The organism is Haemophilus parahaemolyticus (assembly GCF_018373095.1).
GTDB lineage: Bacteria > Pseudomonadota > Gammaproteobacteria > Enterobacterales > Pasteurellaceae > Haemophilus_A > Haemophilus_A parahaemolyticus_A.
In genome coordinates, this window is record NZ_JAHAHT010000048.1 from 1 (window position 1) to 12,532 (window position 12,532).

12 protein-coding genes are annotated in these 12,532 nt (G+C 41.6%); 7 read left to right on the forward strand and 5 right to left on the reverse strand.

Going from position 1 to position 12,532, the window contains the following annotated elements; translation table 11 throughout:
- Positions 1–181: 181 nt before the first annotated feature.
- On the reverse strand, positions 182–2,125 hold the full coding sequence (mutL, locus tag KH943_RS06040; RefSeq protein ID WP_304108933.1) for a DNA mismatch repair endonuclease MutL: 1,944 nt from the start codon (positions 2,123–2,125) through the stop codon (positions 182–184).
- An 82-nt stretch (positions 2,126–2,207) separates the two neighbouring features.
- On the opposite strand from mutL, the gene proA reads away from it, so the two are divergent.
- The 7 genes from proA (at position 2,208) to KH943_RS06075 (ending at position 8,733) form a co-directional block, all read left to right on the forward strand.
- Entirely contained in the window at positions 2,208–3,449 is a 1,242-nt protein-coding gene (gene proA, locus KH943_RS06045) for a glutamate-5-semialdehyde dehydrogenase (RefSeq protein WP_304108965.1), read from the forward strand.
- 81 nt (positions 3,450–3,530) lie between these two features.
- The gene (locus KH943_RS06050) at positions 3,531–4,466 is read left to right on the forward strand and encodes a KpsF/GutQ family sugar-phosphate isomerase (protein WP_304108936.1); all 936 of its coding nucleotides are present in this window, start codon (positions 3,531–3,533) and stop codon (positions 4,464–4,466) included.
- Positions 4,467–4,686: 220 nt separating this feature from the next.
- Complete coding sequence (locus tag KH943_RS06055) at positions 4,687–5,478, forward strand: cytochrome C assembly family protein (RefSeq protein WP_304108939.1); 792 nt, start codon at positions 4,687–4,689, stop codon at positions 5,476–5,478.
- Between the two features lie 92 nt (positions 5,479–5,570).
- Entirely contained in the window at positions 5,571–6,842 is a 1,272-nt protein-coding gene (locus KH943_RS06060; RefSeq protein WP_304108942.1) for an HlyC/CorC family transporter, read from the forward strand.
- A gap of 15 nt (positions 6,843–6,857) precedes the next feature.
- Positions 6,858–7,175, forward strand: coding sequence for a DUF2322 family protein (locus tag KH943_RS06065; protein WP_304108945.1), 318 nt, complete (start codon positions 6,858–6,860; stop codon positions 7,173–7,175).
- Between the two features lie 71 nt (positions 7,176–7,246).
- Complete coding sequence (locus KH943_RS06070; protein ID WP_304108948.1) at positions 7,247–7,756, forward strand: CARDB domain-containing protein; 510 nt, start codon at positions 7,247–7,249, stop codon at positions 7,754–7,756.
- 314 nt (positions 7,757–8,070) lie between these two features.
- Entirely contained in the window at positions 8,071–8,733 is a 663-nt protein-coding gene (locus KH943_RS06075) for an MOSC domain-containing protein (RefSeq protein ID WP_304108951.1), read from the forward strand.
- Between the two features lie 41 nt (positions 8,734–8,774).
- On the opposite strand, the gene KH943_RS06080 is transcribed toward KH943_RS06075, so the two are convergent.
- The 4 genes from KH943_RS06080 to KH943_RS06095 form a co-directional block, all read right to left on the reverse strand.
- The gene (locus KH943_RS06080; RefSeq protein ID WP_304108954.1) at positions 8,775–10,661 is read right to left on the reverse strand and encodes an SLC13 family permease; all 1,887 of its coding nucleotides are present in this window, start codon (positions 10,659–10,661) and stop codon (positions 8,775–8,777) included.
- Positions 10,662–10,738: 77 nt separating this feature from the next.
- Positions 10,739–11,659 carry a tyrosine recombinase XerC gene (gene xerC / locus KH943_RS06085; RefSeq protein ID WP_304108957.1) on the reverse strand — a complete coding sequence of 307 codons (921 nt, stop codon included), beginning with the start codon at positions 11,657–11,659 and terminating at the stop codon, positions 10,739–10,741.
- Positions 11,660–11,823: 164 nt separating this feature from the next.
- The gene (locus KH943_RS06090) at positions 11,824–12,111 is read right to left on the reverse strand and encodes a DUF5377 family protein (RefSeq protein WP_304108960.1); all 288 of its coding nucleotides are present in this window, start codon (positions 12,109–12,111) and stop codon (positions 11,824–11,826) included.
- A 60-nt stretch (positions 12,112–12,171) separates the two neighbouring features.
- On the reverse strand, positions 12,172–12,532 hold a 361-nt coding region (locus KH943_RS06095; RefSeq protein ID WP_304108963.1), incomplete at its 5' end, for a DALR anticodon-binding domain-containing protein.

Genomic DNA, 12,532 nt, shown 5'->3' on the forward strand with positions numbered 1-12,532 from the left:
CAAAATTATAATACTCATTAACCATAACTGCCTCCTACATCATTGAAATCAAATCAGCCGAAATATACATTATTTCATCAATATTGTTATCAAACCATTTGAAGTCACAATGTAATTGGATGCTTTTATTGAGATAACAAAAAACCCGCAGAATGCGGGTTTTTTGTTATGGATAATACTATTAACTTGATAAATACGTTGAAAAATCTACCTCAATTTTCAACATCTCTAACGTTTTGGCTGAGTGCTGCTCTATTTCAGCTAACAAACTAATCCCATCACTTAACATCCAAGCGGTTGGCATTGGCAAAGATTTTGCAAAAAATTCGACTAAATCGATCGCTTGTTCATTTAATAATTGGAAAATTAGCTGTTGGAAATTTTGCTCTCGTAAGCATTTTGGCACGGCTGAAATCATCAAGCGAGTTTGCGATTGCCAATGTTTCTCGCTAATTTGAAAGCCAAGATTTTCCAGCCTATCTTTCACTTTTTCCCAATACTGTTGCTGTGTTTCGTCTAGCGTTAAGCTTAGTGGAATCAGCAAAGTTTGCGGTTCGGCTTTTTTGATCTGTTCGACAAATTTTAAGCGATACAATTGATGGAGTGAAACTAAATAGAAATTATCGTTTTCCTTGAGCAATAATGCCTGATTTTTCACTACCGCAAGTACGCTTGAACGTGTTGAAACTGCTGTTTTTGCAACATATTCTGTTTTTTCTACCGCTTGTTCGGTAGCTCGTTTTTCAGGTACTTCAGGCTTTGCAAAAATTGCAGCAGCTTGATGTGGTTGTGGCCCTGCAAGCGGTAAAAAATCGCTTCTGGTTTGCGAATCTGCATTGCTTTCCGTTTTGACTAACTCGTTATACCAACGCTGTGCTGATTTGCTTGAAATGCTCGAGCGAGGCGTATATTGCGGAGAATGTGCACGATGTTGCGTAGAACTATCTGAAAATTGCACCGCTTGCGGGTGAAGTTCATTGTCTGTAAGCGGAGGCACAAACATATTCGCACCTGCTGCCTGACGATTGCGGTCTTGTACGTATACGGGGAAACTTTCGTGCACTTTATCCACAGACACTGAACTCGCTGTGATTAAATCTGCTTGTGGTTGCAATGCTTGTAGCACACCTTGCAAGATAAAATCGTGCACCAAACGTCCTTGGTGGAAACGTACCTCGTGTTTAGCAGGATGTACATTGACATCCACGTGGGTTGGGTCTAAATCCAAAAACAGTACAAACGCAGGGTAATCGCCTTGTGCGATATGCTCTCCGTAGGCTTGGCGAATGGCGTGGTTAATGGTTTTATCCCGCATCATCCGCCCGTTTACGTAGCTATAACAGAGATCGTTTTGCGGACGAGCCAGTTCAGGTGAGCCAATCCAACCGTGTAGATGTAAATCCCCGTGCTGCCAGTCCAAATAATTTGCGTGCTGAATAAACTGTTCGCCACAGATTGCTGCCACACGTTTCTGCTTTTGTTCAATCGAATTATCCACAGCTTTGCGATATTGGCGAACAATTTTGCCATTGTGCGAAAGGGTAAAACTCACGTGCGGTTTTGCAAGAGCAATGCGACGCACGACTTCATCAATATGCTGGAATTCGGTTTTGTCGGTGCGTAAAAATTTACGACGTGCAGGAGTATTAAAAAAGAGGTTATTCACTTCAATGGTTGTGCCGACAGGATGCGAAGCGGGTTGAATGTCGACTGCCATTTCTCGCCCTTGAGCATAAGCCTGCCACGCTTCAGCTTGCCCTTCAGGACGAGAGGTTAAAAGTAGACGCGAGACTGAGCTGATACTCGCCAAAGCTTCTCCACGAAAACCGAGGCTTAAAATTGCCTCTAAATCTTCCAGTGAACTGATTTTGCTGGTGGCGTGGCGAGCCAAGGCAAGCACTAAATCTTGTTTGGCAATGCCACAACCATTATCACGGATTTTAATCAGCTGCGAACCACCCTTGTCAATCTCAATCTCAATCTGCGTTGCCCCTGCATCAAGGCTGTTTTCAACCAATTCTTTGACGACAGAGGCAGGGCGTTCTACCACCTCACCCGCCGCGATTTGGTTGGCAAGCTGAGGAGGAAGAATATTGATGAGGTGTTTTTCAGATGGTTCGATCATATTTTGCGTGGCTCTTATTGCATTTTGCCAAATTTTAGCATAATTTGACCGCTAATGACGTTTTCAAAAAAAAGGATAAATGATGACCAACGTTTCACAAATTGCTCAACAAGCGAAACAAGCAAGTGTGGCACTTGCTCTATTCGGTCAAACTGCCAAAAATCAGGCACTGCTTACCATTGCTGACAGTCTTGAAAGTCGTGCGGCAGAAATTTTACAAGCGAACGAAAAAGATATCGAATTTGCAAAAACACAAGGCATTTCAGCTGCCATTATCGACCGCTTGTTGCTCTCCGAAAGCCGCTTAAAAGCGATTGCCGATGATGTTCGCAATGTGGCAAGCCTTCCTGACCCTGTCGGGCAAGTAATTGATGGTGGTGTGTTAGCAAGCGGTTTGAAAATTGAACGCCAACGCGTGCCTTTGGGGGTGATTTTAACCATCTATGAAGCACGCCCGAATGTGACCATTGATGTTGCTTCACTTTGCTTAAAAACAGGCAATGCGGTCATTTTACGTGGCGGCAAAGAGACCAAATTTACCAATGCCGTGTTGGTCGAAGTGGTGCAAAATGCGTTGGAAAAAGCAGGCTTACCGAAATTAGCTGTGCAAGCGATTACCGATCCAGACCGAGCCTTGTTGCTTGAGTTGCTCAAACTTGATCGCTACATCGATATGGTTATTCCTCGTGGCGGAGCGGGTTTGCATCAGTTCTGCAAAGAGAATTCGACTATTCCTGTGATTGTGGGTGGAATAGGCGTTTGCCATCTATTTGTAGAAAAAACAGCCGATCAAGAGAAAGCGTTAGACGTTATTGTGAATGCGAAAACGCAGCGTCCAAGCACTTGCAATACCTTGGAAACCTTATTAGTGGATCGTGCAATTGCTGCTGAATTTCTGCCAAAATTAGTTGCGAAAATGAAAGAGGTAGGTGTTACACTACACTGCGATGCTTTGCAAAAAGCAGACGGAATTGAACCGCTTGATCAAGATAAATTACGCCAAGAATGGCTTTCGCTCGATTTAAGTGTGGTGTTGGTTGATGGCTTGGATGCGGCTGTTGCCCATATTCGTGAATATGGCTCGCAACATTCAGAGAGTATTCTAACTAGTGATTATAAACTGGCACGCCAATTCGTTGCCCAAGTGGATGCAGCCGCAGTTTACATTAACGCTAGTACGCGTTTTACCGATGGTGCACAGTTTGGTCTTGGTGCAGAAGTGGCGGTGAGCACACAAAAACTGCACGCCCGCGGGCCAATGGGATTAGAAGCACTCACCACTTACAAATGGGTGTGTGAGGGGGATTATTTAGTGAGGGGGTAGGTTTCTGACACAATAAGCGGTAGAATTCTGCCAGAGATTTACAAATAATTGGTTGATACAATAGCCTTTTTTAAGGATCCTATGAACTACTTACAAACCGCCAAAGAAACCCTTGACCTTTACACCCAAGAAATTGACCGCTTGAAGCAGCGATTATCAGATGAATTTAACCAAGCAGTTGAATTAATGCTCCACTGCGAAGGGCGTGTTGTCGTGGCAGGAATTGGAAAATCGGGCTTAGTGGGCAAAAAAATGGTGGCAACTTTTGCTTCCACGGGTACACCAAGCTTTTTCTTACATCCGACCGAAGCATTCCACGGTGATTTGGGTATGCTCAAACCGATTGATGTGGTGATTTTAATCTCTAATAGTGGCGAAACCGATGATGTGAATAAACTCATTCCAAGCCTGAAAAGTTTCGGAAATAAGATCATTGCAATTACGGGGAACCCGCATTCAACGTTGGGTAAATATGCCGATGTGGTGCTGAACATCCACGTAGAGCGTGAAGCTTGCCCAAATAACCTTGCTCCGACCACTTCAACACTGGTTACCATGGCATTGGGCGATGTTTTAGCGATTGCTTTAATCAACGCTCGCGACTTCCGTGCTGAAGATTTTGCACGCTTCCACCCTGGTGGTAGTTTAGGGCGTAAATTGCTCTGCCGAGTGCGTGATGTGATGAATCCAAACGTGCCTGTGGCTGAACCAAGTGCAACTTTTAGTGAGTGCCTTTCTGTAATGAATGAAGGCAGAATGGGCGTGGCGGTGATTATGCAAGCGGGAGAATTATGTGGCATTATTACCGATGGTGATATTCGTCGTACGCTCGCGAAATTCGGGGCAGAAAGCCTGAATAAAACTGCTGAGCAGATTATGAGTCGTAGTCCGAAAACCATTGCTGATAGCACTTTCTTGGGCAAAGCTGAAGAGATGATGAAAGCACTGCATATTCACTCGCTAGTTGCGCTAGATGAGAACGGCAAAGTGAGTGGGTTGATGGAGTTTACGAATTAAAAGAGTGGTTTCACCATTTCCCCCTGTCCCTGATGTCGCAGACGTTGTTTTGCGTCATCTGTCCCTCTCCCATAAGGAGAGGTTTTCTCGGTCTCGCCTTGAATTTTGACAAAATATAAATTTCTTGGAAAAATTTATCTGAGGTAATAGCCAAAAGCCATTAAAACTGATAACGTTATTTCAGCTGAAAATTATTCTTATTTAATAGATAGAGATTACAATGTTATTTTCCGTCCTCTCCATTATTGCTTATTGTGTTGCCTTGCTTTGGATTACCCCAACGCTGGCAAATATTGAAAACCAAAATAGTGATAAAAAACCGAATATTAAAGCTGTTTTTTACATTGGCTTAGTTGCCGTACTTTGCCACTTTATTAGCACCTCGCAAGAGTTAATTTTAAGCGAAGGGCAGAACTTCACGCTTGCCAATGTTAATGCTTTGATGAGTCTGTTATTAAGTACTTTTGCAACCCTTACTTTGCTCAAATGGCGAACTATCTGGTTTCCGCTGATGATTGTTTACACTTTCGGGATTTGTAGCGTAGCAGTAAGCCTAATTGCAACAGGTAACTTTACCAAAAATATCGCCGAAAATGCGGGGCTTATCTTCCATTTAGGCATTGCTTTGTTCTCTTACGCTCTCTTTTTCTTGGCGTTTATTTATGCGTTACAACTCAAATGGCTTGATCAAAAGCTTAAAAGCAAAAAACTCTTTTTCTGTTCAATGCTGCCGCCATTGATGACGGTTGAACGCCATTTTTTCACGCTCACCCTTGCAGCCCAAGCAATGCTGACAGTAGCACTTGTATCGGGAATGATTTATCTGCACAACTTCTTCTCTCCTGAGCAAGTGCATAAAGCGATTTTCACTTCACTGGCGTGGATTGTTTATGCGGTGCAACTGCTTGGACAGTGGAAATTCCGCTGGCGTGGAAATCGGGTGCTTATTTACTCAATTTCGGGTATGATATTGCTCACAATCGGCTATTTTGGTAGCCATCTGGTGAAATAGCCAGAACGGTAAGCGGTTGAATTTATTTTGTCTTTTACAAAATACCAACAAAATTCAACCGCTTGAATATTTACAAACATAGGAAATTTATTTTGGACAGCATTCCCCTGAGTACGCTTTTTATCACGCTTGCCATTCTTTTAGCCCTCTCGGCATTCTTCTCTGGCTCTGAAACAGGGCTAATGTCACTCAACCGCTACAAAATGAAACACTTTGCCGAACAAGGGCATAAAGGTGCGATTTTAGCGAGCAAACTACTTGAAAAAACCGATGTTTTATTAAGCTTTATCTTAATCTGTAACAACCTTGTAAATATTGCTGCTTCAGCGATTGCAACCGTGATTGGTATGCGTATTGCAGGCGATGCAGGCGTAGCTGCTGCAACGGGTATTCTTACCTTTGTGATGTTAGTTTTCGCTGAGATTCTGCCGAAAACCATTGCCGCTATTTATCCTGAGCGAGTCGGTTTCTTTGTAAGTTATATTCTTGTTCCACTGAAAAAAATCATCATGCCGTTAGTCTTTTTGATGAATTTAATCATCAACGGCTTAATGAAGCTCTTTCGCATTCATAAGGATGAAAACCAAGGGTTAAGTGCAGAAGAACTGCGTGGCGTGGTGCTTGAAGCGGGGAAATTTATTCCAACCCAACACCAAGAGATGCTAGTTTCCATTTTGGATATGGAAAAAGTGACCGTCGAAGACATTATGGTGCCTCGCAATGACATTGGCGGCATTGACATCGACGACGACTGGAAAGCCATTATGCGTCAGCTCACAGGTGCCGCTCACGCTCGCGTAGTGATCTACAAAGGCAATATGGACAAAAACGTGCTGGGGATGCTTCGCGTACGTGAGGCGTTCCGCTTAATGTTAGAGCGAAACGAGTTTACCAAAGAGATGCTCATTCGTGCCGTGGATGAGGTCTATTTCATTCCTGAAGGCACATCACTGACTACGCAATTGATGAACTTCAAGGCGAACAAAGAGCGAATCGGCTTGGTGGTTGATGAATACGGTGATATCAAAGGCTTAGTCACGCTAGAAGATATTTTAGAAGAGATTGTCGGCGAATTTACCACCTCAACCGCACCAACCTTGGAAGAGGAAGTTAAACAACAAGCTGATGGCACAGTGATTATCGAAGGCTCTGCGAATTTACGCGATTTGAACAAACTCTTTGGCTGGCAACTGCCTGTGGATGAAGTCCGCACCTTTAACGGCTTGATTCTCGAACACTTGGAAAAAATCCCTGATGAAGATACCGTATTTGAGCTCTATAACCTGAAAATTACAGTGTTAGAAGTAGCAGATAATATGGTAAAACAAGCGAAAGTTGAGCCATTAGAACAAACAATTAATTAATTTTAGGAGAACTTAATGAGATTCGTTGATTATTTAGCTACTTTTCCTTCAATTGATTATCTTGCAGGATTAGAAATTCAAGATTTAACTGGAAAATGCATTCATACGATTCCTGCTATGGAAGGAAAACTAGGCTCGCTGAAGCTTTATCATGCTTTGTTTGTAAAATTTGAAGCTAAATTAACCGCTTCTTCTGCTAAACAAGGAATAGAATGGTTTGCGGAACATGTAGCTGATGCACAACAAAATCCAGGTAAACATCCTAATATTGACTTACTTTTTGAAGTGATCAAAAAAGATTTAATCTTGAATTTAGTTCCAATGAAAAAATAAATGAACTTTTATAAAAATAAATCAAACTAAGATAGAATAGATCCTCTCAATATTATACTAGGAGTATATTTATGAAATTATTGCAATCTTTAGCAATTTTAAGTTTATCCTCTCTTTTTATAACAAATAGTGCTATTGCTGTAGAAAAAATACAAGCTAATCAAAAGCCAGCTCAAGCCTCTACTCAAGCACCTAAAAAAGATGTTAAGTTAGAGCAATTTAATAAAAATGTTGGTGTTCGCTTTATAGAGCGAGGATTACAACCAAATGAAAATAACCAATCAGTAATAACTTTAACTTATACTATTGAAAATAAAGGTAAAAATAAGATTAAATCACTGAACTGGATTTCTGCTTATGAAGTTAATAATGAAGCGTTCTATTTACGTGATATCCCAATTAATTTTGAGCCAGCTTTAGATTCAGGGAAAAAAATTAATGTAACAATTACGATTCCTGTATCTGAATTACCAAAACAAGCACAACAATTATTTACTAGCAAAGAAGCACATATTCTTGCTGTAAATGGCGCAAAAAATGTTGCTTTCTCAAATGGTAAAAAAATTGTTGTTTCAAAATAATAAAATAAAAGCCTTGACTCTATGAGTTAAGGTTTTTTTATCTTTTACAAAAATCTTATTAATTCACTTATCTTTCCTTGCCTGAAGTGGAAAATTCGTGAGTAATTTGGGGCAGGTTATGGCTAAATTAATGTGAGATCTATTATTGGGATATTTAGATACGCACAGTTTTATGATTTAGGAGCACTTACGTAGATATTTTCTGTATAAGAACTCTTCTTTAATGGATCAGGAAACCCTGCTCAATCATCTCATTTTCAGTGGTAAAATCAGCTATAGAAAAGATGATTAACGGTAAAAATCGGGAGAAAAAAATGACAGCAGAAGTATTAGCAATGAAAATTGGTTTGGTGGAAAAGATTACTTTTACCGATGGTACAACACTTGAAAGTGCGATTCGCAAGCAGCCTGTCGAGCAAATGATTGTCACTGAGATGGGTGCGGAGGGTAATGATGTTGGTTTAAAAGCACATCATGGCGGTGTGGATAAAGCCCTTTTCTTTATGGCTGATAAAACGTTCGAGCATCTTACGAACTTGATTGGCAAAGATTTTGGCTGGCAAGGTAGAGCAATGTATGGTGAAAATTTCATCGTTTCAGGCTTAGATGAGCATAACGTTTGTGTGGGTGATCACTATCAAATTGGTGAGGTAATTGTGGAGGTTTCCCAACCGCGTAAACCTTGCGAGCGCTTATCGCTCAACAGTGAACATTCTGATACTCAAAAACTCGTGCGTGAAAAAGGTTTAACTGGCTGGTATATCCGCGTTATTCAAACGGGCATTTGCAAAAAAGGTGATAAAATTCACCGCTTACAACAGCCATATCCAACACTCACCATTATGCATTTAAACCAGCTCGCGGCTCAAAAACCCAATGAAGCAATGAAGGCTGATTTAGAAACAGCGTTGAGCTGTGAGGTATTAGCTGAGGCGTTTAAGCGAACATTGAGAAATCAATTGAGTCGAATTAAATAACAAAAAAGCTGAAATGAATATGCTTCATTTCAGCTTTTACTTTATTGCAATGGAAACAACACAGGCACGAGTAACACTGTTGCAAACATCACGATAATCGTAAATGGTACGCCAATTTTTACAAAGTCACCAAATCGATAGCCTGCAGGCCCGATTACCATCGTATTCACTGGTGAGGAAATCGGAGTCATAAATGCCGCAGAAGAGGCAATTGCAACCACCATTACCAATGCCGTTGGTGAGTAGCCTAGCTGTTTGGCAATTTCAATCGCAATCGGTGCCATTAAAATGGCAGTTGCGGTGTTGGAGATAAAGAGCCCAACCACTGCGGTTAAGGCAAATAAACCAAGCAGAATAAAGAATGGGCTGGTGGTTGCACCGCCTGTTATTTGGATAAACTCTTCTACCATCAAGCTTACTCCGCCAGTTTTTTGCATTGCAATGGAAAATGGCATCATTCCAACAATCAAGATCAAGCTTGGAATATGAATCGAAGCATAGGCTGATTTCATATCAATACAGCGGAATTTACCAAGTAATAAACAGCCAATGAGTGCTGCAATTACATTTGGCACAACGCCTGTGACCATCAGCAAGACCATCACGAATACAGAGAAAATGGCGTGTGGTGCTTGGCTAGCAGCGGGTACAGCTTGTTTGCTTTCTTTTGGTAGAGTGAGCAAGAAGAAATCTTTACGATTTTGCATCAGCATTTCAATTTTCGACCAAATACCAATCACAAGCAAAATATCGCCCGATTTAATCGTTTCATTCAGTAAGTTATCTTGCAAAATGCTTTTATCTCGTTTAATTCCGATAATACTTACACCATAACGCGAGCGGAAACCCAAATTGCTAATTGCACGCCCAACGCTTTCGGTTTCAGGTTTAACAGCGAGTTCAGCCATTCCAACTGACTTCGCGTGGGTAGAAAAATAGCTGCCTTTTAGCTCAATCCGTTGCAGTTTGAATTGCTCACACAACGCTTCAAATTTAGCTTCGCCAATGCTAATATCCATCAACAAAATATCTTTTTTCTGCAACTGCGTATTGCCAAAAGCGGCAAGCGTGAGGTGGCTAAAGTTTTTAAAACGTTGCACGGCAATCACGTTCATTTGATAGAGCGAACGTAGTTTAAGTTCATCGATCGTTTTACCAATAAAAGGCGAATCTGCAGCTAAAATGACCATTTTGGCACGCCCGTTAAGCTGATATTCCTTAATCAATTTCGCCATAGAATCATCGCTATGATTGGGCGAGCTAGAAGTGATTTTATCGTCGTTTAACCAATGACGAGCCACGAGCATATATAGAATTGCTAAAATCAGTACCACAATGCCAATCGGTGTAAAACTGAAAAAGTGGAAGCCGTGGTAGCCATCTTTGATTAACTCTGAATGAGTAACAAGGTTCGGTGCGGTGGCAATCAAGGTCATCATTCCGCTAATCAGCCCCGACATACTGAGCGGCATCATCAAGCGGCGTGGCGAAATGTTCATTCCTGCACAGATTGCTAACACGACAGGGATGAAGATCGCTACAATGCCAGTTGAGCTCATAAAAGATCCTAGCAAGCCAATTGAGAGCATCAGCAAGATCAATAGCTTGGTTTCATTTGCTCCTGCCACTTGCATCAGCCAGTCGCTAATCATATTTGCTACCCCCGTGCGTGCCAAACCTTCACTAATAATATAAAGTAAAGCAAGTAAGACGATATTCGGATCGCCCAAGCCAGCAAAAATTTCTTCAGTGGTTAAAATGCCACTCAAACCAAAACTAAGCATCACCAATAAAGCAACGGTATCCATCCGCAATTTATTCTGGATAAACAATGCAATCGCAATGCCGAGCAAGGCTAAAACAAAATAGAGTGGTGGAAAAGTGAGCTGGGGAAAGTGGTTGGAAAATGTTTCAATTAGAGCTGTCATAATGGTCTAAAATTGGCAATCTTTTTGGGAAATTATACCGCTTGTTGGTAAAATTTTGCGTTAAGATTATTCAAAAGTCAGGATTTTTTACTATTTTTTCGATGTGCTCGCGGATGTGCTTGGTCGTATACGTGAGCCAGATGTTGGAAATCTAAATGGGTATAAATTTGGGTTGTTGAAAGGCTACTGTGTCCTAGTAACTCTTGTACCGCACGTAAATCGCCCGAGCCTTCCAACATATGCGTTGCAAAGGAATGGCGGAGTTTATGCGGATTAAGATGGGTTTCCAGCCCCTGTTTTTTGCCCCATTTTTCCATAATCAACTGAATGGAGCGGTGCGATAATCGCCCTCCATATTTATTTAAAAAAAGGGCATTTTCTTTGGGAGCAAAACAACCTCGCACAGCCAGCCAATTTTCTAACGCTTGTTTTGCTTTCGAACCCACAGGCACAATCCGCTCTTTGTTCCCTTTCCCAAGCAAACGCACTTCGCCTGCTTGCAAATCTAACTTATCTAAATCTAAGCCTTGCAATTCAGACAAACGCAAACCTGAACTATACATCAGCTCCATCATCGCTAAATCGCGTTTTTCAAGCGGTGAATTTGCCTCGACATTTAGCAATTGCGAAAGTTGTTCCGCCTCCACATTTTTTGGCAAATGTTTTGGCTGCTTTGGTGCTTTTACGCCTACCGCAGGATTCACGCTGATTTCCCCCATTTTTAAAAGATAGGCAAACCATTGACGCAACACGACCAACCTCAAGCCAATACTTTTGGCACTCAACCCTTGTTTATGGCTTTGGCTTAACAACCAACGTACGGTTGAGCTATCTATATCCAACCAAGATTGGACTTGCTCACGATCAAGCAATTCACAAATGGAAAACAACTGGCGCTGGTAATTTTTGAGCGTATGGGGACTAACCTGTTTTTCAAGGCGAAGAAAGTCCCAGTAAGGGACGGTTTGTTGGAATAAAGGATTCGTTGTGCTTGGCATAAATTTGTTATTTAAAAGATTACTTCGCCTCTATGCTTGTGGAGGAGACTGTTTCAAAGCAACGGAGGAGGGATTGTAGTGGAGTTGCAAAAAATGAGCCAAATTAGACCGCTTGTTTTTCCGCCCTCCGCCTTCGGCCTCTCCCTCCACAGAAAGAAAGCTAATTATGCAAGATTTAACTGCCCAATCTTCACGCCCACATTTCCCAATGTAACAGGGCTTAAATATTGACCTAAGAACTCGAAAAGCTCGTCTAATTCGGTGAATTGACGTTGTACTTTCACATCATCTTCCACTTTACGCACGAATTCATAAATCGCTTTGCCGTTCTCAATTTTTGCTTCAAGCGTAAGATAAACAGTTTCGAAAAAATGGTTTACATTGCCTTCCTCACCTGGGTCACTCACGCGAACATTCCAGTTATTGCTAAATAAAATTTCAGTTTTTGACATTGTGTTTTCCTTCTTATTTTGGGGTAAATGAAAGGGCAATTTTCATTGCCCTTTGTGTTTTTATTGTAAAACAGAAATATCCGCTACTTGTAAGAACAAGCCTTGCAACGTATTTAAAATCGCTAAGCGATTTTGGCGTAATGCTGGATCTTCAGAATTTACCATTACGTTATCAAAGAAATTGTCTACTGGCGTGCGTAAGTTCGCTAATTTATCCAATACTGCCGTGTAATCGCCTTGTGCGATAAGCGGTTGGACTTCAGTGCGTAATGCTAGTACCGCTTCAGCAAGGGCTTTTTCTGCGGGCTCTACGCAAGCGGTCAAATTGATCTCGCCAATTGCAGCATCCGCTTTGGCTAAGATGTTACTTACACGTTTATTTGCTGCTGCTAACGCTTCCGCTGAATCTAAAGTACGGAAG

Coding starts and splice junctions, on each gene's coding strand:
- mutL (WP_304108933.1), bottom strand. CDS start 2,125: ATGATCGAACCATCTGAAAAACACCTCATCAATATTCTTCCTCCTCAG.
- proA (WP_304108965.1), top strand. CDS start 2,208: ATGACCAACGTTTCACAAATTGCTCAACAAGCGAAACAAGCAAGTGTG.
- KH943_RS06050 (WP_304108936.1), top strand. CDS start 3,531: ATGAACTACTTACAAACCGCCAAAGAAACCCTTGACCTTTACACCCAA.
- KH943_RS06055 (WP_304108939.1), top strand. CDS start 4,687: ATGTTATTTTCCGTCCTCTCCATTATTGCTTATTGTGTTGCCTTGCTT.
- KH943_RS06065 (WP_304108945.1), top strand. CDS start 6,858: ATGAGATTCGTTGATTATTTAGCTACTTTTCCTTCAATTGATTATCTT.
- KH943_RS06070 (WP_304108948.1), top strand. CDS start 7,247: ATGAAATTATTGCAATCTTTAGCAATTTTAAGTTTATCCTCTCTTTTT.
- KH943_RS06075 (WP_304108951.1), top strand. CDS start 8,071: ATGACAGCAGAAGTATTAGCAATGAAAATTGGTTTGGTGGAAAAGATT.
- KH943_RS06080 (WP_304108954.1), bottom strand. CDS start 10,661: ATGACAGCTCTAATTGAAACATTTTCCAACCACTTTCCCCAGCTCACT.
- xerC (WP_304108957.1), bottom strand. CDS start 11,659: ATGCCAAGCACAACGAATCCTTTATTCCAACAAACCGTCCCTTACTGG.
- KH943_RS06090 (WP_304108960.1), bottom strand. CDS start 12,111: ATGTCAAAAACTGAAATTTTATTTAGCAATAACTGGAATGTTCGCGTG.